The following is a 26,098-nucleotide window of genomic DNA, read 5'->3' on the forward strand; positions in this document are numbered from 1 at the left end:
GTTAGCAGTTATCTACTTAAAATAATTTGTAAAAACTTCCGGATTATGAAAATAACTGAAATCGCAAGTCGCCTGATAGAACTTTGCCTCAAAGGTGAATTTGAAGCTGCACAAACTGAACTTTATGCAGATGATGCTATTAGTGTGGAACCCTATGCTACTCCTGCCTTTGAGAAAGAAACGCACGGATTGCAGGGCATTTATGAGAAAGGTAGAAAATTCGATGGAATGGTGGAGAAATATCATTCGTTGGAATGTTCTGCACCTTTATTTGCAGAAAGTTCATTCGCTATAACTATGTCGATGGATGTCACGATGAAAGGTATGGACCGGATGAAGTATACAGAAATTTGCGTGTATGAGGTAAAGAATGGCAAGATTGTAGCGGAACGTTTCTTTATGTAACTATCGGTAACGGGTAAACGTATTGTGCAGGGAATGGGGGGATGCCTTCATTCCCTGTTGTTTTATTGCAGTCCTTTCTCGCCGAGGGCACTTATGCTGTGCCCAATGAGCACTCCCAGTGCGTAGCAGCAGATGTCTGTCCAGCTAAAATCAAAACCGAGTATTAACCCAAACGGAGGGGTATGTCGCAGGCGGATGATCCAATCTGCCCGATAGAGCTGTTGCAATTCGATCAATACGCAGAATACAAAGCTCGCAGTGCTGATTTTCCAGCGTGCGGGGCGTAATGCCAGTAATCGCAGCCCGAATACAATCAGGGTAGCGTAGAGGACATCGCCGGCATAAGGATTCATCAGCGGGATATTTTTCCAGCTGGGTAGGCGGGTGGAAAGTCCCAGCCATATGGTGAATGGAATCAATAACAGGTAGAATAGGCGCAGTTTGATTTTCAGACTCATAAATGTAAAGGATATACGAAAGGAAGCAAATTTAAGGGATGACGTAGAATTGAAGTACATGATAAATTCGCGATCCAGCCTCCTTCTGATACATTTGTCGGGTTCCGGAACCTATTATTCACTGTTAAAAATTCCATTATGAAAGGACGTTTATTTACCCTGTTTTTACTGTTTGTTTGTTTCCTGTCAGCCACTGCACAGTCGCCGTTTCGGGTGGTTGGCTATATGCCTTCCTGGGCGGGAAGTGTAAGTGCGGTGCAATATAGTAAGTTGACCCACATCAATTATGCCTTTTTGTTGCCTACTACAACAGGTGGATTGCAAGCGATTGACAATCCTTCCAAGTTGCAAAGTCTTGTTTCCACAGCGCATGCTAATAATGTAAAAGTGCTGATATCTGTAGGAGGATGGAATAATGGAGATGACAGCGGATTTGAGAGTCTTGCTGCGAACAGTGGTTATCGCAATACTTTTGTGAATAACATGATCAACTTTGTGAACCAGTATAATCTGGATGGTGTGGATATCGACTGGGAGTATCCGGATGCGGGCGCATCTGCGAATAATTATATTTCACTGATGACACAGCTCAGTACGGAGATGCATAATCGCGGTAAGTTGCTGACAGGGGCCGTAGTGGGCACTGGTGGCGCCAGTATACTCAGCAGCGCTTTTGCATTGGTGGATTTTTATAACCTCATGGCTTACGATTACAATAACTTCGATCATTCTACTTATACATATGCTTCCCAGTCTGTTAGTTATTGGTTGGGTCGCGGATTACCGGCATCCAAGTTAGTACTGGGCGTACCTTTTTATGGCCGTCCTACCTGGGAATCTTTTGCCCAGTTGGTGGCAAGAGGGGCTAATCCATATTCAGATGTATTTGATAATGTGGGCTATAACGGTATTACTACCATTAAGCAGAAAACGAATCTGGCCTTCGATCAGGGTAGTGGCATCATGATCTGGGAATTATCTCAGGATGCTACGGGCGCTAATTCACTGTTATCTGCCATCAATGAAGTGGTGGTGAGCAGATCTACTTCCACGGCGCCTATCGGAAAGGTGATTACGTTGAGAGGGAATAACAATATGTATGTGAGTGGTGAGAATGGTACTACCGCTATGAACTGCAACCGGGCTACGCCAGGCACCTGGGAACAGTTTTCTGTATTGGATGCAGGTGGCGGAAAAATAGCTTTACGTTCTATGGCAAAATATGTTTCTTCTGAGAACGGGCAGCAGTCGATTACCTGTAATCGGGCTACGGCACAGGATTGGGAGAAATTTACCTGGATTACAAACAGTAATGGTACGATCTCTTTGCGCTGCAATAACAATGCATACATCAGCTCCGAGAATGGAGTGGCAGCGATGAGTTCTTTCAGAACGGCGGTAGGTACCTGGGAATCATTTAATTATTCTGTTGTAGGCAATGTGGTTGGTTCTATCTATGCGCAGGCGGCGCCGGTGAACAACGCCGCTTTATCGATGGCTACCATGGCTACTATGGATGATGCTGGCAAGAGCAGCACCCCGGTTTTCAACGTGTATCCGAACCCGGTAGTATCTGGTGGAAATTTACAGGTTAAGATTCCGGGGTATAGCGGTAAGTCGGTAATAAAAGCGGTGTTACTCAGTGCGGGCCGTCAGGTGGTGCAACAGCAGCAAGAGCATGCGGCATCATTTGTTATGAAGATGGCTAATTTGCCAGCTGGCAGCTATTTCCTGGAGGTAACATATGACGGTAAGGCGTATACGCAGCAGGTGATTATACAATAGTTTATAGTTTCTTTTCTTCATGAGCCGTTGCAGGAAAACTGCAACGGCTTTTCTATTTGGTAGATATTATCACAAGTGCTAAGTTTGTATTGCATTTGGTTACAAGGGCACTATTTGCTCGTGTATTAAAAGGGAATCCGGTGTGAAACCGGAACTATCCCCGTAGCTGTGATCCTGCATACTTTAATCAGTAATGATTTTTCGGTATCATCTCCTTTGCCACTGTTTCTACCAGTTAGAGATGGGAAGGCCACCGGAAAAGCAGGAAAGTCAGAAGACCTGCCAGATTGCATTTTCATTCAACACTTTCGGGTGAAAGGTTAAGAATACTGGCTGTTTTTAAGCGGATAAATTATTAGTGCGTCCTTCTTTTAGGTACTGTGGAGCAGAGATGCTTGTAGTGTTTTATTAGTTAGGATAACATTCTAATTTGCTGTTGCCGTATGCCATCTTTTGAAAGTGTTGTTATTTTCTTTTTGAAAACATAAACAACCAAAAATGCAAATCATCGATTGACATTCCAATAGTAACCCATCGTAGCAGGCATAATGCCTTTTGGTTATACCCGTCATACTATCCGTAGCAGCATCCTAAAAAAACACATAAAATGAAAAAATCCCTTTTCCCTGTAGTGGCCCTGTTGGGCGCTGTAGTCTGGAGCTCTTGTCAAAAGGCTAACCAGGCTGAAGAACTGCGTATGCAGCCGTTAAATGGCTCAAAGTCTGCCCTGTACCGGCCCGCCACCGCCAGTAGTAGTCCGCTGATCAGTAATGTCTATGAGTACCTGCCGGCAGGAGGACAGTTTGTAAACAGTAGCGGTATCGGAACATTGGCTGCTGCTCAGGCTTTGGTGGGCAGTACTTCCAACATGGTATCGTTGGGTGCTTTTGGCGGCTATATTATTTTTGGATTTGACCACTCTGTTAGTAATGGTACCGGGGCCGACCTGGGTGTGTATGGCAACCCTATAGGCGGTTCGTATCAATGGTCGGAGCCAGGAGTGGTAATGGTTAGCCAGGATGTTAATAACAACGGCATCCCTGATGATCCCTGGTATGAGCTGGCCGGCAGTGAATACAACAGTAGCGCTACTGTCAAGAACTACCGGATTACCTACTATAATCCACATGCAGTAGGAACGAGTGTTGCCTGGAAAGATAACCAGGGTAACAGTGGAGTGGTGCAGGCCAATGCGTACCACACTACGAATAATTACTATCCTACTTTCGCCGCCAACCAGGATTCTATTTCATTTACCGGAACGAAGCTGGCAAACACACTGGCAGCGGGTTCCATTGTTTCCAACCTAGCCTTTGCCTGGGGATACAGCGATAGCTATTCCAGTGATTATAGTACTTATGGCTATAATACTTTCGATATTTCCTGGGCGGTGGATAGCAGTGGTAATCCGGTTACATTGGGTTATATCGATTTTGTAAAAGTTTACACAGGTCAAAATTGCAATGGCGGCGCTATGGGTGAGATATCGACAGAGGTGAAGGGAGCAAGAGACTTGCATATTTAAGAGGGCATTGCCTTCATGGGAAAGCATCGCGGCGTCCACACTGCCGCGATGCTTTTATTTTTTACGTAGTACTTTCTTGCGGACCTTACTGAGGAATTCGTGGGAAACGCCCAGGTATGCTGCAATTTGATGTTGTGGAATGCGTTGTGACAGCGTGGGATATTTTTCCTGGAAGTCCAGGTAGCGTTGATCAGCATTTTTGGACAGCATACTGATCATACGTTGGTGCATGGCTGCGAGGGAAGTCTGGTTCATGAGGCGGAAGAGGCGTTCTGCTTTAGGCATTTCCTGGTACAGTTGTTCTTTCCTGGATGCATCAATTACCAGCATAGTGGAGTCTTCCAATGCGCGTATATTCATATTGGAAGGCGTACCTGCAACGAAGCTGCCGATGTCTAACACCCACCAGTCTTCTATTGCGAAGTACAGGATATGTTCTTTCATGTTTTCGTCTTCACAAAAAATTTTAAAACATCCTTCCAATACGAAGCCTTCGAATTGACAGATTTGTCCTTCTGAAAGAATGTTCGTGTTTTTAGGGACCTGTTGCAGCGTATAGCAGGCGCTTAACTTCGTCAGTTCTTCGGCTGACAGGTCAATATACTTTCCGATATTCTTTTCAAAAGAAGGGTATCTGTTCATGGTTTATTTTGTTAAATACTGTTCGCCGGACTGGATTTGCGTATATAGTCCACCGAGTGCATTTAATCCTGCCAGGAAGGATTTGGTAATATTTCCTGCCGGGATGGTTTCTCCATGCAGTTCTCTGTTGCGGGTAGTGACTGCATCGCTGATAATGGTATTTTCGAAACCGAGGTCAAATGCTGCTCTGACGGTGGCGTCTATGCAAATATCCGTCATCATACCACAGAAAACCAAATGGGTGATGTGCTCCGCTTGCAGATATTCCAGCAGGGCGGTATCGCGGAAACTGTTAGGAAAATGTTTAGTGATGACTTTTTCTGATGGGAGAGGGTGTACGCTTTGATGAATAGCGGCGCCGGGCGTATTTGGTAAAAAGAAGGTAGCGCCTTCCTGCAGGGCGATGTGCTGGATATGGATAACAGGTTGCTGGCTGTTTCGGAAATGCGAGAGGAGGTGGCTGGCGGTAGCTGCAGCGATGTCGGGTGCTACCAGTTCCATGGCGCCGCCTGGGAAATAGTCATTTTGTAAATCTATGAGTACCAGTGCTGTTTTCTTTGCCATTTTTCGGAATGTTTTAGTGATTAGAAATGATGAAGCAAAGGTAGAATGGTAGGAGAGGAAAGTTGGTTGAACTAGTTCAAGGAATGGGAATGGTGGAAAAGTGCTTTCGTATTGTTATATTGTTGGGAGCTGCGTAGGATGAACAGCTATAACGCGATTATATAAACGAAGTACACGTATGAATAAACTGCCTGATGCCTTTCCTGTGCTTTCCACGGAGCGGCTGACCTTAGCGCCTGTGAGCATGGCTATGTTGGAGGATATCTTTTTCATTTTCAATGATCCGAAGGTGGTTCGGTTTTATCCTGTGGCGCCATTGGCGAACAGGGGGAAGGCGATGGAGCGGATTCAGCAGTACCAGCGGATGTTCCGGGAGAAGACAGGCATCAGGTGGGTAATCATTGCTAAGGGAACGCATAGTGTAGTTGGGACGATTGGAATTAACAGTATGGACAGTAATAATAAGTGCAGTATATCCTATGATTTATCCAGTAACTGGTGGAAGCGGGGTTATATGCAGGAGGCGATGCAGGCGTTTCTGGCGTATGTGTTTGGGACGTTGGAGATAAACCGTGTACAGGCGGAGGTGATGAAGGACAACACTGATTCTTGTGTATTACTGGAGAAATTAGGTTTTGAGAAAGAGGGATTATTGCGGGAGTGGCAGTATTGGGACGGGAGATATAATGACATTTACATGTATGCCTTATTAAGGCGGGAATATAAAGCAGAGGACCATACGTTGGGGGTATAGTCCTCTGCGATATTATAGTAGTGAAAAGAGATTAAGGAAGTTTGTCCAGCATAACGATACCGTGTTTGAGGGCGTAAGTAACGAGTCCAACGCGGGTTTTCACCTGTAATTTGGCGAAGAGGTTGTCTCGGTAGCCATCAATGGTGCGGGCACTGAGATGCATTTGATCGGCGATCTCTTTATAAGTTAGTTCAGTACAAACTAGTTTGAGAAAGGTGATTTCCCTTTCTGTTAAGTTGGTAGCGTATTTGGTGGTATTTCCTTCTTCTTCCGCTTCATGGATGGAGTGGATGAGTTTTCCGGTAACCATTTCTGAGTAGTAGTACCCTTTATGAGCGAGCGAGCTCATGGCTTCCCGGAGTTCGGAAGGTTCTGAGTCTTTGAGGATATAGCCTTTGGCTCCGGCTTTGAACATTCGAACGATGGATTGTTCGTTGTCGTACATGGAGAGGGCGAGTACCTTGATGTGGGGTTGATTTTTCTTCAGCCAAAGGCAGGTTTCATAGCCGTCCATTTCCGGCATATTAATATCCAGCAGCACGATATCCGGGAGGTTATCCGGGCGGAGCATGCTGATAAATTCCTTACCATTATTGGCTTCAAACAGCAGGGTGTAGTCGTCAAAGCTGGCGATGAGTGTACCCAGACCTTTTCTGAAGAGTACGTGGTCATCTACCAGGGCTATACTGATTTTGTTGTTCATATCATTTTAAGGGAGCAGATAGGGGATATTGACCTTTACACGGGTGCCCTGGGGCTCATTTTCGGCTATACTGAGGTCAGCTCCTATCAGGTTGCTTCGTTTTCTCATGCTACCGAGGCCGATTCCGGTGGTTTCGCCCTGCAGTATATTGGGATTGATGCCTTCGCCGTTGTCAGCGATATCCATGATACAGCATTGTGGCTGATAGTCGAGATTGATATCGATGGTAGAAGCGTGGGCGTGTTTAATAATGTTGTTTAATACTTCCTGAAAGATACGAAATAGAATTAATTCCTTGTTGGGCTCCAACCGGACAGGATTTCCTTCAATTTGGAAATTGATGTCGAATGTGCCTATTCTGCGGAGCATTTCTACTTCCTGGCCTATGCCGGCGCAGAGGCCTTTGTCCATGATGAGGTCAGTATCGAGTGATTTACTGAGGTTTCTGAGATCGTGGATTGCTTTGGTCAGGAGTTGTTTGGAGTCGCTGATTTTTTCGTGGAGGCCAGGGGTGGCGGAAGTATCTATGGTACCCATGTTAAGTTTTACGAGGCTTAGTACCTGGCCTATATTATCATGGATTTCCTGGGAGATATTTTTTTGTGTTTGTTCTTTTATTTCCAGTTGAGCGCGGAGCATTTCCTGGTCGAATGCGGACTTCAGCTGTTGTTTTTCCTGTTGATGAGCGGCACGGCGGCGCTGGTATATCATCCAGAATGCGATGATAAAGCTGATCAGCAGGAGAAACAAGAGGGTTGCCATTACGATGCTTAAGATGATATCATTTTCCATTTCCACGATGATGAGCTATGTTGGCAGCTGATAACTTGCGATCTTTCCAGATTCCGATTGTAAAAAGGCCATACATAGTAATGTTAAAAATGCTTTGAATTACCCAAAGTCTGGTCATAATAGAGTTTGGGTGAACCTTGATATAGTGCCATAGCGAGAATACCAGCATGGTACATGGTGCATACAGAAAAATACCTGTCAGATACCAGAAGAACGGCTTTTTGGGTGAAATACCATCCATTACTTCATATTGATCGAGAATAATCAGCAGTATCCAGCCGGTATACATAAGATTGTTAACAGACACAGCTTCACTGATAAACCGGGCCGACAAACCATTCCAAAGCACTATCCCTAGATTGAATATCGTTATTAGACACGTTGTGATGAAAAAGAGGCGTTTTCTCCCTTTATTAATAATTTTTGGATAGAACAGCCAGCAGATCAGACTTATTTCTGCCAATGTGTACAGGTTATATGTTACATTGAGCAGCGGTCCATTGTCTATGAATGCCCTTAGCAACTGAGGGATAGCAGCCAAAGCTACTATCCCAAATATGATTTTCGAATCGACTGATATTTTCGGGTAGCAATAGAGTCCCACAAGGAAGGGACAAATTACTATCCAAATTGAAATTTCACTTAAAACATCCTGTAGCTGCATATCGCCCTTAGTCTAGTTCTCATAATAGGGGGTGTGGATATGCAAAATACAGAAGTTCAGTCGAAAATACCTGCTAATTATACATAGTTAATCTGAGTAACGTCTGTTGCAGGTGGATGTTCCAGTCCGATGGTTGGATCGCCATCGCGCAGATTGGATGTTTTAGCGATACCAGCAGCGGTTCCTTTAGGTTCCAGGCCGGTGGCTTCCAGTATCATTCCGTTTTCTGTAGAGGCTTCTGAATCTTTGGTCAGGAGTCTGCAAGGGATAATCATCACTGTAGGATCGCCTTTTTCGAATTGTTCTGATTTTTCCGGGTGAGCGCCAGCTATGACCATGAAGAAAGGAGCATCGCTGTTAATCAGTTTTAGCAGTTCATCTTTGGAAAACAGGAAAGCGTTGGTTTTACTAAGGTAATAGTTGGTAACTGCGGGATCATGCAGGATGCCGGTCGATATTTTCAGTGCCAGCTCCATTTTGTTAAAATATTCTTTTCGAACATTCATGATTCTCCGTGCCTCGTCGAGGCTGATTTCTTGTCCCGGTAGTTGTTGAATTGGATCCATTAGGATTAAAAGGTTTTAGTGAGTAATTTTCAGATCTTGAAATATATAAAATTAATTTTTAATGGGTGGTGAAAAAAGAGGATGCCAGAAAAAGAACGAACTGGCACCCCCTTGAACCTTGGGGAACAAACCAGGTTGGCGCTAGTACGACAGCGCCGGATAAGCAATATATTGATCAGACCTAGTGAAGGAAGATGCACCGGTATCTGTTGTGGATACGGGCATCTCCGTAGTATTGTTATAGAATTCTTTGGTAGATTTTTCCTGTGTAGTACTGTGTTGCAGGTGAATCGCGTGGCGCATGTAAATGGCCAGTTGCGTAACAATCAGTAGCATCAGGAACAGGAACCGCTTCATTTCATAGTAGTTTTATCAACAGGATGTCGTAGGATTATGGCATCAAAATTAGGAGCTGACTTTCAGTTGTTCAACGTGAAAATCTACATAGAGGTACCGTGTTTTCACGGTATTTATCATCCACTTGAGAAGTAGAGCAGCGGTATTGGGAGTTGGGGTGTTGTCTCCCTATTTACTTTTCTTCACATAATTCCAGCCAAAGACCACCTGTTACTGGAGGGGAGAGCAGGATAGATTTTCCGTTGGCTGTCTGGGAAATGGAAACATGAAAACCGGCCAGGGTTAATACATTCCGGGCAGTTTGAATATCATGAACGCGCAGGGTGACGCCTATAATAGGATGATGAGGAATAATGCGCCTTGTTGTTGGGAAAAATAAGATTTTACCCTCAGGAAGAACCGCGGATGTAGCATTTAGCGTAGCGCCTGATGCACTTAGGAGCTGGCGGATTTGTTGCGTATTGTCCGGGGCAAGCCAAACGCTGATCAGACTTTCAGCTGTATTGCTATGCGCAAAATGTACTGGTTTGTCGGTGGCCGATTTATTCCTTCCGCCAAAGAAAAGGAAGTCGAGCGGATGGGGAGGCGTTATTTCCGGATAGCCATTATCGATGATGAATGGAAGGCGGGAGTTGCGTAACAGGGAGACGAGTTTATTGGTATCCTGCACATACAACGCGAGGAAGGCAGGGCCGCCGCCCTCTTGTATAAATTTCCGGTAGAAGGCGGTGAGCGTGTCCTTTACTGCGGGGGCAGTGATTAGTTCTAATTCGGTTCCATCTTTGAATTTTACGTGGAGGTTTTGTATCCCATTTGAGTGAAAACGTCCATTTTTGATGGAAAATCCCAGTTTTTTATACAAAACGGCGGCACTATCGAGATTACTAACGGCAATGGGTATATGATCCAAACCGATGATTACGGGTGGATGTTTTACCTGTGCGGTAGTAATGATGTTTGTGATGCAAAGGAGGAGGGTCAGTAGGCAGCGCATTTTCACTTTTTATGGTGTGATGGAAAGTGAAAATACGATTTTCAGGGATATATTATGTGTCAACCCGCTGCAATAAAAAGGGCTGCAAGTGTCCTACTTACAACCCTTTTCGCGTTTTATACTCTTGGTTGGATTTATTTAATACTTCGGATTTTATCCAGCAGTCGGTTCAGCTCTGCAACATCTTTATCGGACAGGCCGGCGTATACGGCGTCTACGTGTTCCAGGTCTGCAGTAACTTCTTCGCAGAGTGATTCTCCTGAGGGAGTCAGTTGTATATCGATCAGGCGTTTATCTACTGCGTTGGTTCTTTTCTGTACCAGGTTTTTAATTACGAGGCGATCGACCAGCCGGGATACTCCTGCATTTTTCTCCACCATCTGTTCCAGCACTTCAGAAGTAGATATCGGCCGGTCCGCCTCGTAAAGAATTTTAATGACATTATATTGTTGGGAAGTAAGTCCGTATTCAGCAAAGAATAGCTGTGAGCGATCATATACCCAGTTGAAAGTTTTCACCAGATTGATGCCTAACTGTCGGCGTATGGGCATTTGTTGCTCGTTGTTTTGCTGTTGTTTCTTCATGTTTGGGTAGCGTAATTCTTTATTGGATCAGGTATCCGCCGTCTACTGGCAGGTACGCGCCTGTGCAGAAGCTGGCATCGTCTGAGGCGAGGAATAGAAAAGCTTTTGCCACTTCTTCTGGTTTTCCCAGTCGTTTCATGGCATGTTTGGATTCCATGTATGCCCTGTATTCTGCGCCGGATGCGGAATTTTCCATCAGTAAAGGTGTTTCGATATAACCTGGTCCGATGGCGTTTACGCGGATGTTGTTGGTGGCGTTTTCCAGTGCAGCTACTTTGGTGAGTCCTACCAGTCCATGCTTGGACGCGGCATATGCGCCGATTCCCTGTTCTGCCACTTGGCTCATGATGGAGCCCATATTCACGATAGCGCCACCTGTTGCCTGTTTGCGCATTTGGGCGATCTGGAATTTCATGCCATAAAATACGCCGCTAAGATTAATATTCAAAACGCGTTGCCATTCGTCCTGTGTTTTTTCATGTACAGGAGAGGCGTCTACAACGCCGGCATTGTTCAAAGCTATATCCAGGCTACCAAATATATCTACGGTTTCTTTTACGGCTCTTTCCAGGTCTTCATAGCGGGAAACGTCGCACTGTACGAAACGGGCATCTGTGCCTTCTTTCTTTATTTCATCCAGGACGGCCTGGTTTTCTTTCAGGTCGGCGATCATTACTTTCGCGCCTTCTCGGGCAATCAATATGGCTGCCGCTTTTCCGATGCCGCTGTTTCCTCCGGTGATAAAGGCCACCTTATTTTCAAAACGTTTCATATGATGGTTGTTTTAAAAAATGAATCAAAACTTTCCTTTACAATATTAATGATTAATCATTAATGATTAGTCAATGAATTGTTAAATTGTGGAGAAGCGAGCTCAGATGAATAGTGTGTAATAGCGATGGCAACAGGGTTATTTAGTTCTTTTATCTTCTTCTGTGACGCCGGAATTGCGTTGGCGGGCGGGTTTTACCTGGTTATTGCCGAAGTGGTAACTGAGGTTGACACTGAGTTGCCGGGATTCTTCTTTATTCATGGCGATGATTTCCTGGCCGGCGAAATTACTGGAGAGGTGGGTGGTGAGAGTATTGAAAATATCTCTGACGGTAATACCGGCACTGACTTTCCCATGTGCCCAGTTTTTGCGGATACTGCCGTCGGCGCTGCCCAGGCTTTTACTTTGGAAATAGGCTTGCAGGATACTTGGGGAGGACCAGGAGACAACCAGTTCGGCCTGCCAATCGTGCCCCAGGAGGAAACGCTGTCGGAGATTACAATTGACTGTAGTAGACTGGAGTGATATGCGTCTGCCTATACCATCATCTCCTTGGTAAACTGCATAATAGGCGCCGGTATTTACAAATATTTCATACCAGTGAAAACGGTGGTGGTAGCTGACTGTCAGGCTTGCCTGATTTTTACGGGCGAGATTATCTTTAATGATAAAGGTGTGCGATTGTTGTGTGGTATCTGTCACTGTGGTGAAAATATCTTTTGTATGGCTGACATCCGCCATCAGTAAGAGATCTTTGTGATAGAGCCAGGAAACGCTGACACTATGGGTATATTGGGGCTTTAGATGGATATTTCCTTTTTGGTACGTATAGTCGTCCAGTTTAAATTCAAAGGGATTCAGGTCTTTATAGGCAGGCCGGTCTATTCGGTAATTGTAGTTGATGCTCCATTGGGAGTTTGGTTGTTTGTTGAATGTCAATGCTATACTGGGAAAGAGTTTCAGGTAATGCAGGTAAAAGGTGGAGTCATAGTTTTCAAACCTGTTATGCTGGTATTGAAATCCTTTGGAGTTTCCTTTACTATTGGTTTGTTCTGCCCGCAGGCCAGCCTGTAGGAGGACCCCTTTGATTCGTTGTTGCCAGCTGACATACAGTGCATTGATGTTTTCCGTATATCGAAAATGATTGCTGCGGGCGCTGTCTGGCAATTCCTGTTGTTGTATAATATCTGCCTGGCTAAAGTTGTTATCTGTTTGCACGACGGAGGATTTGGCCCCAAAGCCCAGTTTACTTTTTTTGAATTGCTTTTCATAGTCTGTTTTAATGCTGTATAAATATATGCTGGCGGGGGTGTACATGCGGTAGATGTTACTGTCGACCGGCATTTGCGTATTCGGTTTGAAATAGATATTCGGTTGCAGTTGATTACCATTGGTATTATAGATGGCCAGGTCTGCATCAATATTCCATTCCTTACCATTGCTGGCATAGCGGTAGTTCAGGTTAGTACTGAGTGATTTTCGTTTATTGTCAGAGAAACTATGGCCCAGCAGTATCCTGTCTGCCTGGTGGGTGGCGCGCTCAATGATATTGGTACTGGCGGCGGTCCACATTTGCTTGTCTGTTGATAATCCGGTGATCATTATACCCGCAGATTGTTTGCTATTAAAAGTGTAATCCATACCTGTAAAGAGGTTATGCGTACGGTTATATACACGAATATTTGCCTGTTGATCAAAAATGGTATCCGTGATGGTACGCAGCATACTAGTGTACGCATCATAGTTGCCTATACCAACATTGTAATTAGTATACGCATTCAGCTTTTTGTTACGATAATTAAGAGAAAAGCCGGAATTATATTTAGGATAAACGCCGAAAGTGTTGCCGATATTGATTCCTCCGTTGATTCCATCGCTTTTATTTTTTTTGAATTGCAAGTTTATGATACCGGCATTTCCGGCGGCATCATATTTTGCGCCGGGGTGCATGATAATTTCGATTTGGGCAATCTGAGTGGCGGGAGTATTTTTCAGGATTTCAGCGAGATCTTTGCCGCGGAGGTATAGTTGTCGGCCATTTATGTAAATGGTTGTCCCATTTTTGCCCATGATGGAAATATTCCCTTCGTTATCAGCGATGACGCCGGGCGCTTTCCGAAGTAGGTCCAGCGCCGTTTCCCCGGGTGCTATAATACTATTTTCTGTATGCAGAATAATTTTATCGGCTTGCAGTTCGATCATTGGCATTTGACCTTTTATAGTAACCGTTTTGAGGGTATCCTGGGCGTAAAGAAATATGTTCGGAAGTAGCAGCAGGAGAATAAATAGTTTAATTTTCATAATAAGGATTTTCATAAAATTCCTCGTTCACGGTAAAGGATTAAGATGAATTCAACCAAATCAGGTATCCTGGCGCTAAATAGCCCAATAAGGGATGGAAAAGGATTGATGGTTTAGAGAGACACGTTGACCTTTAAAATGCAGCGTTTCGTTGAATAATAGAAAGAGCGCATTACAAGCATATTACTTTTGGGATATGAATAAAAAATTGCTTTTCGGACATATCGTTTTCTGGTTCCTGATTGCCGCTTTTCAGGTATATACAATGATCTGGTTAGGGGCTGCCAATGGAATTGCACATTGGCTTACAGCATTTTTCATGTATATCGTTTCGTTTTATGTAAATCTGCTTGTGATCCTGCCCAGGTGGGTCCAGCAGCGGAAATGGAGTATCCTTGCCGGTGGATGGAGTCTGATCATTCTGACGAATACAGTGGGTATGCTGGCGATCAACAAATTGTATGGGTTCTATCAGGATGGTGACTGGACTTTTAAAATACTGAAATTCTTTTTTCAGGCCGGTTGGCTGGAAGGAATACTGATACCGTTGGCAGTGGCCTATCGGTTTGGGGTAGATTGGTTTCGGCATGACCAGGTACAGCGACAACTGGAGAATCTGCAATTGAAAACAGAAATGGCCTTTTTGAAATCACAGATCAATCCGCATTTCTTTTTTAACACGTTGAATAGTATCTATATCCTGGCGTATCAGCAATCTGTCAAAACTGCGGATGCCGTTATGCGGTTATCAGATATCATGCAGTATATGTTGTATGAAAGTAACCAGGAGAAGGTACCTTTGATGAAAGAGGTGGATTATATACGGCAGTTGATTGCTTTACAGGAGCTACGGATGACGAAGCCGCTGATGTTGCAGCTGAATGTGACTAGCGAGGTGGAAGACCGGATGATGTCTCCCCTTATCCTTATCCCTTTTGTTGAAAACATTTTTAAGCACGCAGTCCTCGACGACCCTGCCGATCCTGTAGTAATGCAGTTGGAAGTCCTGGAAAATTCCTTATCTTTTTATTGTCGCAATCGTATGAACCCTGGGTGGAAAGATAATACAGGCGGAATAGGACTAATCAATGTCAAACGGCGACTGGAATTGCTGTATCCAAAACGTCATCAGTTGGATATCCAGCAGGATGATACGCATTTTGTTGTAAAACTGGTCATTCTATGAGGATATTAAAATGTATAGCGATAGATGATGAACCGCTGCCATTGGAGCTTTTGCAGGATTACATCGAGAAGACGCCGTTTCTCGAACTAATGCATACCTACAACAATCCGCTGGAAGCGCTCGCTGCACTCAGATCCCAGCCAGTGGATCTGATATTCCTGGATATTCAGATGCCGGAACTGAATGGATTGAAACTTACTGCGTTACTAGGAGATAGTACAAAAGTAATTTTAACGACGGCATATCGGGAGTTTGCCGTAGAAGGTTTTGAGTTAAATGCCATCGACTATCTTCTGAAGCCTATATCGTTTGAACGCTTCCTGAAAGCAGCCACCAAAGCGTTGCAGACAATTCAGCCACCTGTTGCAGCTATACTTCCTGTTGCTGCACATGAGCCATTTATTTTTGTGAAAACGACCGGGAGGTTGCAGAAAGTAATGCTGGAGGATATCCTTTACATTGAAGGACTAAAAGAATATGTTGCATTGCATACGATATCCGGAAAAGTGGTCACCCTGCAACACCTGAAGAAGCTGGAAGCGGCGCTGCCAGCAAAATTGTTTATGCGGGTACATAAATCTTTTATTGTAGCACTCAATAAAATTGAATCTATCGAACGAAATAGAATTTTTATAAAAGATACTGTGATTCCGGTTGGAGACTTGTATAGAGAGATGTTTCAACTGGAGATACAAAGGAAGAGTATATCGGGATAATAGTTACGCCGATGCAGACTTACGATGCTTCGATCTAATCCAGCCATCCAGCTCTCTGACGATATATTTCGTATTGTCCTCTTCTTCTTCGGATATGCGCAAGCGTATGAGCATGGGTGCATCTGTCCCAGATTGCTACAGAAAAACGTTTTTTGACTTTACTACTGATCCATAGGTCGTAAATATCTCCATATTTTCTTTTATCCAGAAAAACAGTATCTGTAATTACTACAAAATTCCTTCCGCAGATGTCCTTCAGTGTGCATGATTGAAAGAATCGGGAGGTATCTAAAATAATGATATAGTTGTCGGCTATTGATTTGCCTCGAAAGAAAATATAAGAATCGGGGTTTTCCAGTACTTTTTTAAGGAGGTTGCACTTATCAGGACCCTGAGCTAAGGATACGATAGAAATGCTGAGGAAAACGATAATGCCCATGAAGGATTTCATATATAATAGGAAATGTTATATCAATTATTCATATACCCGTTAACGTTATAAGGAGGGAATGGATGCGTATATAACGGATCTTATATCCATTTTATGATGGGCACTGCGGTGAGAATGTTGCCAGATGGGTTTATGATTGTTATAGCGTATTGAATTACAGATGGTTATGAGAGATGCAGATGTTGTCGTACAGGGAATTATAAAATAATAAGCAACTGGCAGCGATCACTACCTGGCTATTGAAAATATGCCCCCAATCGTTGAAATTAGTTTTTTATCCCGGCAAAGAGTTGGAAATTAGTGACACCCAATTATTAACGGTTATGAAACAACTATCCTTATTCTTCTTCTTCTTATATGCTGGTGGCATGCTTCAGGTTCAGGCACAACAAGCGCCTCCTAAGTTACCGGCCCAGCTGATACAATATTTTATGGGTACGTGGGAAGGTAAAGGCACGTTTGCTAATGGAAAGCCGATAGCCTCCACCGTTAATTGCCGTATGTCATTAGATAGTACCTGGTTGCAATATGAGCATTCCGACGTACCTCCCAATCAGTATAAGGCCCTTTCCATGTGGGGGGTAGAAAAGAATGGCGACTTTATCGCTTACATTTTCGATAATTTCGGCGGACACCGGCAATTCACTGGTAGTCTTTCGCAGGACAAGTTAGTACTTACTAATTCGCAGATGTACCAGGGATCGAAGTTTTACCAACATTTCGTATATGAGAAGCTAAATGACCATGCATTTAAGATGGCGTATGAAACGAGCCAGGATAGTATTAAGTGGAGAATGGGAGATACGTTGATTTATCATAGGATCATGCCATAGTAATTTGGCTGTCGTGCAAACGTAAACCTATGAAAGTACTGGCGCCATTGCATCCACTGACAATAAACTCCCCTTCAACAGGCTTCACTATTTTATAGCATTCAGATCTATACTCATTTGCAGGGAAGTTGCCGAGGGGCAGAAATGCATTTACGCAATTTTCTTTTTTAATAGTCTGATCCTTACGGTTTCTTCAAATAACTCATAATCAATAGATAACGATTGGATTCAAAAAAATAATTGCGCAGTCAAATAACTGCGCGTATATTTGCAGTCAAATAGCTGCATAAATGAAGATTAGAAGAGATGTCTTTCATGCCCTGGCAGATCCTACCCGCAGGATCATATTAAGCCTGGTAGCGCTCCAGGCAATGACGCCTGGCGCTATTGCTGAAAAATTTGATACTGCCAGACAGACCATTTCAAAACATATTCAAATTTTAACGGAATGCGAATTGTTGACACAAACGCAAACCGGCAGAGAGATTTTCTATCAGCTTAATCTGAAGAAGCTGAAAGAGGTTGGAGATTGGCTGGACCCATACCGCAAAATGTGGGAGGGTAGATTTGATGCAATAGAGGATTTATTGGATGAAATGCAAACAAAAGAAACCAAACGTAAAAAGTAATTCAACATTAACCTAAACATCATTTTATGAAAACACAAATGCATCCTTGTCTTTGGTTTGATGGTCAGGCCAGAGCGGCAGCAGATTTTTACTGCACTATTTTTCCTGATTCTAAAGTGATAAATGACAATGGAATGGTGGTCAATTTCGAGCTTAATGGGCAACTGTTTATGGGGCTGAACGGAGGAGATAACTTTAAGTTTAATGAGGCCGTGTCTTTCGTTATCCCTTGTAAAGACCAGGAGGAGATAGATTATTACTGGAACAAACTGACTGCAGACGGAGGTAAAGAAGGAAGATGTGGATGGTGTAAAGATAAATTTGGCTTATCCTGGCAGGTAGTGCCTACTGTATTAAGTGAGTTAATGTCTAATCCAGAGAAAGGGCAACGGGTGGCGCAAGCATTCATGAAAATGAATAAATTTGATATTGCGGCGCTGCAGAATGCTTAAAGCATACGCGTCAATAAGAAGTAATCATGGCAAAGCAAATAGAAGTTACCAGAACATTTAATGCGCCGGTTGAACTGGTTTGGAGCATCTGGACAGATCCCGAGTTGGTGAAACGCTGGTGGGGACCTAAGCACTTTACCTCTCCTGTTGCGAAACTGGATTTTCGGGAAGGAGGCATATCTCTTGTCAGTATGAAAGCGCCGCCGGAAATGGGTGGTCAGGAATATTACTCCATCTGGGAATACAAGGAAATTATTCCGCTTCAGCGCATTGAGTTCATTCAAAGTTTAGCGGATCAGGAGGGGCATAAAACAGATCCAACAAAAGTAGGCATGCCCTCCGACTTTCCGATAGACATCAGAACGGTGGTGACTTTCCATAAGCTTGCAGCAAATAAAACTACAATGACCGTTACGGAATACGCCGCATTTGGTACGATCAGTAACTTTGCACAAATAGGCCTGGAACAGAGTATGGATAAGATGGTGGCCATTTTTAGCTAGTAGAAGAATACTTAATCATGAAAGGCCGGACTGCAACCGGCCTCTCATGATTATTTTTTATCAGGGTTTTCCATTGCAACCTCGATTCGTTTTAACATCACTTCATTTCCTGGATATCCTGTAAATTGCTGTTTTAACGCTCCTTTTTTGTCATATATCAGGTAGGTGGGTATCCCACCAAAATTTAAACTTTGCTGAATATATTTATATTCTTCAACTGTCAGATAATAGTGCTCTCCTCCTATACCATCTTTATACATTTCCCATAAATATTGGGGAGAGAATGGACTTGAATGCTATAGTTTCCGGATGCCGCTACGTATATTTTCTCTGTGAGAGCTATATTTTATAGGATAATTTAGTACTATCCTCCTGGTCTAAATCCTACTCCTTCTCTTTATCGTATTTATTTTATTGCATATGCTGTCAATGCAGCAAATGCTGCGGATTTGATTTTACATTTCTGTCTGTCTATTCCCTTACCCTGATGATCATTTTAGTCTATTTACGCTGTTTCGTATATGAATAATACGGTATTAAATTATAAGGTGTTTGGCATCGGAAATGCCGGATCCAGGATAGTGAGTCATTTAAAAGAAAAGGGGCTTCCTCCGGAGCGTCTTTTTTATATAGATACCGATAGGCGGGATTTCGGAAGAAATACCCTGAATAATAAATTCCTCTTTGCAGAAGAACTTCTCGGTGGTTATGGAACGCTTGGCAATAAAGACAAAGGGCGGGAAGCCTTTTTGCAAGACCGCGACTTATTCGAACGCCTAGCACAGGATAAATGCCTGTACATAGTTGTTGGTGGCCTTGGAGGAGGCACATTTTCCGGATTTGCCAGTATAATAGCAGAATTGTTGTCGAAAGATGGAAAACAATGTGTTTTTATCACCACGTTTCCGGCCGGAACATTGGACAGAACGCAGCGATTCAATGCCCTGGATGTGTTGAGCCAGATAAATGATTATACTGATAAACTTATTCTATTAGGAGAAAAGCATATTAGCTCCATTTTAGGTACCCATGGTAAACCGGATGGCTATGAAATAATCAATAAGGAAATTGCTTCTATTTTAGAGCAACTGCTGTCTGCTAAAGAGGATAAGATCATAAAATGTATCAGTGGGCCGGAGTGTAAAGTAGAAGAAGCGATCGAACGTATATGCGTCTATATTCATAAGAATAAGTTTTTTGTTTCTCTTCGCGAGTCCAAAATGATGCTGAAAAATATCCTGAAATCATTGCTGGGAGCCATTCGTGACAGGCCGGAACATGTGCATAAAATTTCCTCCAGGAGGTTTGAAGAAATAGTGGCCTATATATATGAGGCGGCAGGATATAGAACAGAGTTGACTCCTGCTACAAGGGATCATGGGGTTGATATTAAAGTGTGGACTTCGCCCCCAATTATTGGGGAAGATTTACTGAATATTGTCCAAACAAAACAACAACGTAAAATGAAGGTGGGGGAGTCTGAGGTACGTGCAATGGTGGGGGCCAAAGTTTATCAGAAAGCGGAAAGGGGAGTGATTGTTACCACCAGCGGTTTCAGTAAAAGTGCTATACAGGCGGCGAAACATGAGAAAATTGATTTGTTGCGCTTTTATGAATTGAGTGATGCGGCGAAGGAATTTATAAAGTAAAGCTCAAAAGAGCACTCTCTGTAAATGAAACTGCCTGTAAGCATTCTTACAGGCAGTTTCAATTTTATATCTGAGTCATTATTGTTTGACTATTCGTCGCGTTTCTGTATAGCCGGACTCTTTGTACAACACAATAAAGTAGATGCCTGATGGTAACTGTTCAACCGGGATATTAATCCTGGTTTGGTTCATAACAGATTGTGCATACACTTCGAAGCCATTTCTATCCTTCAGGGAGAGTCGCTGCCAGTTGTCGGATGATTTCAACAGCACTGTCAGTAAGTTTGTTACTGGATTCGGGAAACCAATGATATTGCCTTGGGTCGTATCTGCCCAAGGGATATTGCTGGTATCGATGGGGGTAATAGGAGGGATAGTGGAAGACGTGTCTCTTCCCAACAACCTAATTTCATTACTAATCGTCTGATAAGGTGTGGAGCATGGCGTAATGGTATTGAGAATACATCTGATACCACTCACTTTAGCAGGAGGTTCATAAATGAAATTGAAGGTGTTCGTAGGTTGGTTTATCTTCTTCCAATCTTTACCATTCAGCGTTTCTTCCCAGTCGAAACTATAGTTGACTACATTACCAAGAATGGCACTGATCCAGTATCTTGGCTGGTTGCCAGCTAAAACAGTGTATTTGATATATATAGTAGGTGCGCTATATCTAAAATAATTCACCGTGATACCATGTCTCGTATCATTCACAACTGTTTTCCCACAAGGTGTCACCATTTTCATCCTGCAGGAAATATAGTCATTGTCGGCTAGTGTGCTGTCTTTATAAGTGGAGCCAAATATACCAAGGTATCGACCATTCTTAGCCCATTCAAAAGTTTGCCCCTGTGCAGGCGATTGTGGAGTAGCAGTGAAAGTAACCAGTTGTCCGGGGCAAATAATATCTCTGTCTGCAGTAATATCAAAGTTGGTATTATAATCCAGTTCAAACAAGGAAATCCCTTTGAGCGATTCTACATAACCGCATGGTAGCAACCATACTGCCTTGGCTCTCACAAAGGTTATACCGGCGCCGACTGTCACCTCTCTGACGGTGTCATTGGTGATAGTAACTACGTTATTTACGGTCCATTCCACCCGAACCGGCATCTGGTTGATGCCGGCCCAAGTTAGGTGGACTTTTACTTTTTGGCCTATGCAACCCTCGGCGTTATCTGGTGTAAGAGTGGCTTCTGGTTTGATGGTGTCTACCTTAATATTGACCTTATTGCTGATATAGGTAGTGTAACCGCATTCATTGTATTGTATTGCGCTGAGCCAAACGGAGTCCTTGCTGGTAAGTTGTGCGTCTGTGTAGGTGTTCATATAACTTCCATTGGCCATCTCTTTATTATTCTTTATCCAGGTATAGTTATACACTTTATCTGGGTTAGGAATTTTGGCAGTAAATGTTACAGGCACGCCATAACAGGTGCTGGTGGCATCGGGTGTGATAGTAGCAATGCCAGGATATGTTTTGGTATTCACCAGCACCGTGTCGCTGCTAACAGTTGCCGGAATAGCGCAAGTGGCATTACTTTTTAAGGTGACATTCACCTTTACCGGACCATTGATACCATATGAGAAAAAGGTAGTGCTTGGCGATACCGGGTATTGCTGCACGTCCATTAAACCACCAGGTATAACTAGGGGTATCGCCTGCATTTTCGCCGGAAGCAACCATTTTAAAGTTGTTGTTGGCACAAATAAGCGAATCATATTCACTGATACGTACTGCAGGTACTACTTTAGGTATCAGTTTCACCAGAACTGTATCAGTGGTGGCATTCTGGCATTCCAGTGTATTCGTTACCGTTACAATGTATCTGGTCGATGTTGTTGGCGATACTAATGGATTGGCTGTTGTGGAACTGAATCCTGCCGGGATGGATGTCCAGGTATAGGTGGCGCCAGGTTGAGCTGCTGTTCCAATGCGCGTAGAAGTAGTTTCGCATATTTGCTGGTTGACGCCTGCCGGCTTACGGTTCCCTTTGATACTTACCTTTACGCTATCAGTACTTCTTCGACCATCGTTGCCGGTTACCGTCAGAATGTAGATGGTGGTATCTGTTGGCATAACGCTGATCGTCGCCGTTTTAGCGGTGAAGCCAGCCAGCAGAGAGGTCCAGTAGTAACGATTCCCAGTTATGGCTGCAGTGCCAAGGGTTACGTTGTCTCCGCTACAGATAAGCTTATCCGGACCGGCATCAGCAACAGGAGGAACGCCATCCAAACAAAAATCGGGTTTTGCTTTCAGGAAGAAAGAGGAGGGCGATGGCAAAATATTATTGAGTATGTTGACTGTAGACGGCGCCTGATAGTAGCCTTTTGAAAGACCTGTCATCAGCCAGTTGCCGCTGGCATCGTGTTTAAGTGAATTGAAACCCGAAGTATTAAACGTATTGGATGTGCCGGGAATCATTTTTTTCAATACGCCGGAAGTATCAAATTGCAAGAAGATGTTATCCGTATTTACACTGTTGAGCGACCACCAACCACCTTTTCCGTCAGCGATTGCAGTAGCATTCTTTCCGCTGAAACCTGAAACCAAGCTGGTAAGTGTGGCCCCATTTAAATCTATTGGCCCTGCAGACCCTGTGGCGGTGGTACCCATGCCCCATTTAATGCCATTGATCCAGGCCACGCGTCCATCTGTAGTCAGCTTCATGGTAAAGAATCCATTCAGGCTATCAGGAAGAGGGGTAGTGTCTCCATTCTGATGTGTAGTGTATAACTTATAGTCGTTGAATTGCGTAGAGACGTCACCGTTAACATAGCAGTTACCTGCTTTGTCGGTAGTAAGTTGGTAGATAAAAGAAGTTCCATAACCATTTCCCTGCGATTCCAGGAATGTTCTCCATTTGAACATTCCATTCGCATCAAGTTTAAACACGAAAGCTGCGAACCTGCCTGCTCTGGTTTCTTTCCTGTAGGAAAATTCTTTTCCGGACGCATCTACCACACGGGATTCGAACTCCATATAGCCTGCCACATAGGTATTGCCGGCATCATCCGAAGAGAACGCCTTCATAGAGGCGGAATTTGTATAGCTATTAAAAAGAGAGGTGGTCCAGGAAACATTTCCATCCAATGTCATATTTATCACATAGGAATAGAAAGGGAAAACGGAATTGGTTGCAGGCTGTTTTATCAGCTCCCGTACGCTCCCAGTTCTATCTTTAATACTCAATGGTCCAAAGAAATCGCCCAGAATAGTGATCTTATTATTGCGTACCGCAATACCATTTGTTTTGACAGAGTTGCGGGATGAGTTGGCGTTGGTATCAAACAGACTTATCTGCCAGATAGACTTACCTGTACTGGACATTTTTACCACAAATCCGCAGTAATAATCGTAGTTGAAGTTGAAACTAAAGCCTGTATTGAGTGTCAGCGTATCGCCAGTTCCGGTAACTAATTTTACGCTAGGTTTGGTCATACCATACATGTAAATATTGCCATCATTATCAGTAGCAGTAGAAGTGATGGTCCCTTCTCCCAGTAAATAGCTTATCCAGCTGAGTGTTCCGTCTGGCTTATATTTGGCCATGTAGGAGGTACTTTTGCCTGGTAATGTTTTGTTCACGCCATAGCGACTAAGTACCACCGTAGTATCCACTCCTTTGCCGATTAGCAGGTAGCCATTGTCGGCACAAGGGGTAACATCGAAATTGGTAAATGGGGATCCTACTGCATGTAAAGGAGATGCATAGCAAACGTCTTCTCCGTCAGCGGCATCATAAACAGTTATTTTTTGTCCCAGTAAGGTGTCAGCACAACCGGTTGCGGAAGACACGTACAAATCTATCGTCTTTTCTCCCGCACTGTTAAATGTGACAGGAATCGCACTGCCATTAAAGCGGTTATTAATTTCGTTATGGAAGACGAAGCTGCTGCTGGTGGATTCCTGTGCTTTGCTTAGGAAGACCACTTGCTCTCCGGAGGTGATATTTACTTTATCTGTTTCGAATCTTGCACGTGGGTATTCGATCTGGATATTATACGTTGTGGTGAATGTGGCGATATTACCTGGGAATACCTCCGTATATGCCTTCATGGTATAATTGCCGCGTTGGGTGAGGGTACGCGTGGTAAAGGATAGGACCGAGTCGGTGGCAAGGCCGCTGCCTACAGTTGCGCCTCCAGGTTCGAACAGCTCATAGCGGATACCTGGCTCTGCGTTCGTCACTGTTACAGTCAGTGGTTCGGCTTTACATAATAAAGGCTTACTGAAAGTCACGGGTAGATTTACTTTCGGCGGCTTCAGGTAAGTGAATCCATAATAGGAAGCAATGCCATTCGGCGTATATACCGTCACTGTTCCGGAAGGGGTCATATATACATTCGCTGTTATCTGCGTAGGCGATTTCACCGTAAAGAGGACAGACTTTCCGCCAATGGTTACCGCATAGGCCTGATCCAGGTTTTCACCAGTAAGAATAAGACCAGTATTGTCAATTCCATACATGGACGACAGTTTGGTGATAATAACCCTTGGTTTGAATGTCAGATATCGTATCAACGAATCTTTTGTTCCTGCTGGCGTTTCGGCCACCAGCATGAGGGTATCTTTCAGCTTGTGGTAGTCTCTGGTATAGGTAGTGTTGTAATTTGTGCTAATGGGTTTTCCATTCAGGTACCATGCCATGCGATAGGTGCTATCTGAAGCATTCCTCAGGTGAATGATATTGGAGGTATATTCACCGGTGGTATCGGGATTGAAATATACGCCTGGTAATCCTTTTCCTCCGCCATTACTGGTGATTTCAGCGAGGCCGCTGTTGCTGCCTGCGATTACTTGTTGCGTATCAAATACTTTCAAAGCCTTGTGCGTACCAGTGGAGGGGAGTGGAGAAGCATGTTGCAGGCGATGCCAGGTGCGGCCGCCGTCTAATGTGCGCCACAGGTTATAATCTTCCCCGGTGGCAAAACCTGTTTTTGCATCGGCAAACTGCATCTGACTAAACCGGTATTCATCGTTGGTACCATCTGCCAGTACTTCCCATACTTTACCTGCATTGGTAGAGTAGAGGATTAATGCTTTTCCCGAATCGGAAACGGTATTGATCCAGGCGGAGTCTTTACTGGAGAAGTAGAAGGAGAGTGGCTTTCCGCGAAGGGGGCTATTGATGATTCCGGAACGGTAATACGTGTATAGGTAGTAGTAAACATCTCTGCCAATGTATTGCCATTCTTCTTTGGAGCTGATATTTGTCAGGAGGACCTGGGAGTATATAGTTTGTTGCTGATACTCCCAATTGGCGCCTCTGTCGGTGGTCCGGTAGAACGTGCTATGGTCGACCAGGTAGCCGGTATCGGATTTCGGGACGAACATTGGAACTGTAAATGTACTGTCCCGGTAGGGTTTGCCCATGTTTTCCTTGTAGTATACCAACGTATAGGTGTTACCGTTATCTGCGGACATGATCATTCCGTATGCTTTCGGATAGGAGCCTACAACGAGGATTGTATCGCCATGCTGGGAGGAGATTCCCAATGGTGTGAAACGGTTGCTGGTGTCTGCGCCAGTAAATTTACCCAGTGAGTAAGAAGCGGGGAAAGGTTTATACTGATAGGTATGCGCTGTATCGGTGGTGATACCTACTCCTCCCTGAAAGAGTAAATAACCTTTGGCTTTATCCCTGAAAGTAAAAGAAATAATAGGTCGATTCTTATCTAGCTGGATCTGTCGTAATTGTGCAAAAGAAGCATATAACGTAATCAGCAACAAACAGCTGGTAGCAAACAAGCGTCTGGTGGCGCTTATAATAGTATATCTCATATAGGTAAGGAAGATCAATAGGGTTGAT

The 26,098-nt window shown here is 43.9% G+C and carries 27 protein-coding genes and 1 riboswitch; of the genes, 11 read left to right on the top strand and 16 right to left on the bottom strand.

The genetic code is table 11. The annotated features are described in order from the left end of the window. Nucleotides 1-45 precede the first annotated feature (45 nt). Entirely contained in the window at nt 46-405 is a 360-nt protein-coding gene (locus CLV59_RS11735; protein ID WP_111592217.1) for a SnoaL-like domain-containing protein, read from the top strand. Nucleotides 406-467: 62 nt separating this feature from the next. Here CLV59_RS11735 and CLV59_RS11740 read toward each other — a convergent pair whose 3' ends face one another. Next, nucleotides 468-863 (bottom strand): ribosomal maturation YjgA family protein, encoded by a 396-nt coding sequence (locus tag CLV59_RS11740; RefSeq protein WP_170137718.1) that lies wholly within the window; start codon nt 861-863, stop codon nt 468-470. Nucleotides 864-1,001: 138 nt separating this feature from the next. On the opposite strand from CLV59_RS11740, the gene CLV59_RS11745 reads away from it, so the two are divergent. Continuing rightward, nucleotides 1,002-2,648, top strand: coding sequence for a glycosyl hydrolase family 18 protein (locus CLV59_RS11745; protein ID WP_111592219.1), 1,647 nt, complete (start codon nt 1,002-1,004; stop codon nt 2,646-2,648). Between the two features lie 79 nt (nt 2,649-2,727). Next, nucleotides 2,728-2,949, top strand: a riboswitch (cobalamin riboswitch). Between the two features lie 306 nt (nt 2,950-3,255). Beyond that, a complete protein-coding gene (locus CLV59_RS11750; protein WP_111592220.1) occupies nt 3,256-4,173 on the top strand; it encodes a PKD domain-containing protein in 918 nt (305 codons plus the stop codon). A 54-nt stretch (nt 4,174-4,227) separates the two neighbouring features. Here the strand turns inward: CLV59_RS11750 and CLV59_RS11755 are convergent, their stop codons facing one another. Both CLV59_RS11755 and CLV59_RS11760 read right to left on the bottom strand, forming a co-directional pair. Next, nucleotides 4,228-4,815 (bottom strand): Crp/Fnr family transcriptional regulator, encoded by a 588-nt coding sequence (locus CLV59_RS11755; protein ID WP_111592221.1) that lies wholly within the window; start codon nt 4,813-4,815, stop codon nt 4,228-4,230. A gap of 3 nt (nt 4,816-4,818) precedes the next feature. After that, the gene (locus CLV59_RS11760) at nt 4,819-5,379 is read right to left on the bottom strand and encodes a cysteine hydrolase family protein (protein WP_111592222.1); all 561 of its coding nucleotides are present in this window, start codon (nt 5,377-5,379) and stop codon (nt 4,819-4,821) included. Nucleotides 5,380-5,557: 178 nt separating this feature from the next. On the opposite strand from CLV59_RS11760, the gene CLV59_RS11765 reads away from it, so the two are divergent. Next, complete coding sequence (locus CLV59_RS11765; RefSeq protein WP_111592223.1) at nt 5,558-6,133, top strand: GNAT family N-acetyltransferase; 576 nt, start codon at nt 5,558-5,560, stop codon at nt 6,131-6,133. Nucleotides 6,134-6,164: 31 nt separating this feature from the next. Here the strand turns inward: CLV59_RS11765 and CLV59_RS11770 are convergent, their stop codons facing one another. The 9 genes from CLV59_RS11770 to CLV59_RS11810 form a co-directional block, all read right to left on the bottom strand. Beyond that, nucleotides 6,165-6,836 (bottom strand): response regulator transcription factor, encoded by a 672-nt coding sequence (locus tag CLV59_RS11770; RefSeq protein WP_111592224.1) that lies wholly within the window; start codon nt 6,834-6,836, stop codon nt 6,165-6,167. 6 nt (nt 6,837-6,842) lie between these two features. Next, a complete protein-coding gene (locus CLV59_RS11775; protein WP_111592225.1) occupies nt 6,843-7,628 on the bottom strand; it encodes a sensor histidine kinase in 786 nt (261 codons plus the stop codon). Then, nucleotides 7,618-8,292, bottom strand: a complete 675-nt coding sequence (locus tag CLV59_RS11780) for a hypothetical protein (RefSeq protein ID WP_111592226.1) — start codon at nt 8,290-8,292, stop codon at nt 7,618-7,620. Before CLV59_RS11780 ends, CLV59_RS11775 begins: the two co-directional genes overlap by 11 nt. Before the next feature lie 77 nt (nt 8,293-8,369). Further along, nucleotides 8,370-8,858: a hypothetical protein gene (locus CLV59_RS11785; protein WP_111592227.1), complete on the bottom strand. Its 489-nt coding sequence runs from the start codon at nt 8,856-8,858 to the stop codon at nt 8,370-8,372. Nucleotides 8,859-8,999: 141 nt separating this feature from the next. After that, nucleotides 9,000-9,215: a hypothetical protein gene (locus tag CLV59_RS11790; RefSeq protein WP_111592228.1), complete on the bottom strand. Its 216-nt coding sequence runs from the start codon at nt 9,213-9,215 to the stop codon at nt 9,000-9,002. Between the two features lie 172 nt (nt 9,216-9,387). Beyond that, nucleotides 9,388-10,209, bottom strand: coding sequence for a VOC family protein (locus CLV59_RS11795; RefSeq protein WP_111592229.1), 822 nt, complete (start codon nt 10,207-10,209; stop codon nt 9,388-9,390). Between the two features lie 134 nt (nt 10,210-10,343). Further along, nucleotides 10,344-10,793: a MarR family winged helix-turn-helix transcriptional regulator gene (locus CLV59_RS11800; protein WP_111592230.1), complete on the bottom strand. Its 450-nt coding sequence runs from the start codon at nt 10,791-10,793 to the stop codon at nt 10,344-10,346. A 19-nt stretch (nt 10,794-10,812) separates the two neighbouring features. Beyond that, nucleotides 10,813-11,565: an SDR family NAD(P)-dependent oxidoreductase gene (locus CLV59_RS11805; RefSeq protein ID WP_111592231.1), complete on the bottom strand. Its 753-nt coding sequence runs from the start codon at nt 11,563-11,565 to the stop codon at nt 10,813-10,815. Nucleotides 11,566-11,703: 138 nt separating this feature from the next. Further along, a complete protein-coding gene (locus CLV59_RS11810; protein WP_170137719.1) occupies nt 11,704-13,866 on the bottom strand; it encodes an outer membrane beta-barrel family protein in 2,163 nt (720 codons plus the stop codon). 196 nt (nt 13,867-14,062) lie between these two features. Between CLV59_RS11810 and CLV59_RS11815 the strand changes: the two genes are divergently transcribed. Next, complete coding sequence (locus CLV59_RS11815) at nt 14,063-15,052, top strand: sensor histidine kinase (RefSeq protein WP_146616171.1); 990 nt, start codon at nt 14,063-14,065, stop codon at nt 15,050-15,052. Beyond that, a complete protein-coding gene (locus CLV59_RS11820; protein WP_111592234.1) occupies nt 15,049-15,768 on the top strand; it encodes a LytR/AlgR family response regulator transcription factor in 720 nt (239 codons plus the stop codon). The genes CLV59_RS11815 and CLV59_RS11820 overlap by 4 nt, the downstream gene beginning before the upstream one ends. 34 nt (nt 15,769-15,802) lie before the next feature. Here the strand turns inward: CLV59_RS11820 and CLV59_RS28895 are convergent, their stop codons facing one another. Next, nucleotides 15,803-16,219 carry a hypothetical protein gene (locus CLV59_RS28895; protein WP_111592235.1) on the bottom strand — a complete coding sequence of 139 codons (417 nt, stop codon included), beginning with the start codon at nt 16,217-16,219 and terminating at the stop codon, nt 15,803-15,805. 323 nt (nt 16,220-16,542) lie between these two features. Here CLV59_RS28895 and CLV59_RS11830 point away from each other — a divergent pair, with 323 nt between their 5' ends. The 4 genes from CLV59_RS11830 (at nt 16,543) to CLV59_RS11845 (ending at nt 18,636) form a co-directional block, all read left to right on the top strand. Continuing rightward, a complete protein-coding gene (locus CLV59_RS11830; protein ID WP_146616172.1) occupies nt 16,543-17,052 on the top strand; it encodes a hypothetical protein in 510 nt (169 codons plus the stop codon). A 290-nt stretch (nt 17,053-17,342) separates the two neighbouring features. After that, nucleotides 17,343-17,681, top strand: a complete 339-nt coding sequence (locus CLV59_RS11835) for an ArsR/SmtB family transcription factor (RefSeq protein ID WP_111592237.1) — start codon at nt 17,343-17,345, stop codon at nt 17,679-17,681. Nucleotides 17,682-17,707: 26 nt separating this feature from the next. Continuing rightward, nucleotides 17,708-18,133, top strand: coding sequence for a VOC family protein (locus CLV59_RS11840; RefSeq protein ID WP_111592238.1), 426 nt, complete (start codon nt 17,708-17,710; stop codon nt 18,131-18,133). Nucleotides 18,134-18,159: 26 nt separating this feature from the next. Beyond that, the gene (locus tag CLV59_RS11845) at nt 18,160-18,636 is read left to right on the top strand and encodes an SRPBCC family protein (RefSeq protein WP_111592239.1); all 477 of its coding nucleotides are present in this window, start codon (nt 18,160-18,162) and stop codon (nt 18,634-18,636) included. A 50-nt stretch (nt 18,637-18,686) separates the two neighbouring features. Here CLV59_RS11845 and CLV59_RS11850 read toward each other — a convergent pair whose 3' ends face one another. Continuing rightward, nucleotides 18,687-18,896: a beta/alpha barrel domain-containing protein gene (locus CLV59_RS11850; RefSeq protein ID WP_111592240.1), complete on the bottom strand. Its 210-nt coding sequence runs from the start codon at nt 18,894-18,896 to the stop codon at nt 18,687-18,689. A gap of 261 nt (nt 18,897-19,157) precedes the next feature. On the opposite strand from CLV59_RS11850, the gene CLV59_RS11855 reads away from it, so the two are divergent. Continuing rightward, nucleotides 19,158-20,285, top strand: coding sequence for a restriction endonuclease (locus CLV59_RS11855; protein WP_111592241.1), 1,128 nt, complete (start codon nt 19,158-19,160; stop codon nt 20,283-20,285). Between the two features lie 78 nt (nt 20,286-20,363). Here the strand turns inward: CLV59_RS11855 and CLV59_RS11860 are convergent, their stop codons facing one another. After that, a complete protein-coding gene (locus CLV59_RS11860; protein WP_170137720.1) occupies nt 20,364-21,917 on the bottom strand; it encodes a T9SS type A sorting domain-containing protein in 1,554 nt (517 codons plus the stop codon). Further along, nucleotides 21,823-26,070: a WD40/YVTN/BNR-like repeat-containing protein gene (locus CLV59_RS28900; RefSeq protein ID WP_170137721.1), complete on the bottom strand. Its 4,248-nt coding sequence runs from the start codon at nt 26,068-26,070 to the stop codon at nt 21,823-21,825. The genes CLV59_RS11860 and CLV59_RS28900 overlap by 95 nt, the downstream gene beginning before the upstream one ends. Nucleotides 26,071-26,098 lie beyond the last annotated feature (28 nt).

Source organism: Chitinophaga dinghuensis, from assembly GCF_003259435.1.
Taxonomy (GTDB): domain Bacteria; phylum Bacteroidota; class Bacteroidia; order Chitinophagales; family Chitinophagaceae; genus Chitinophaga; species Chitinophaga dinghuensis.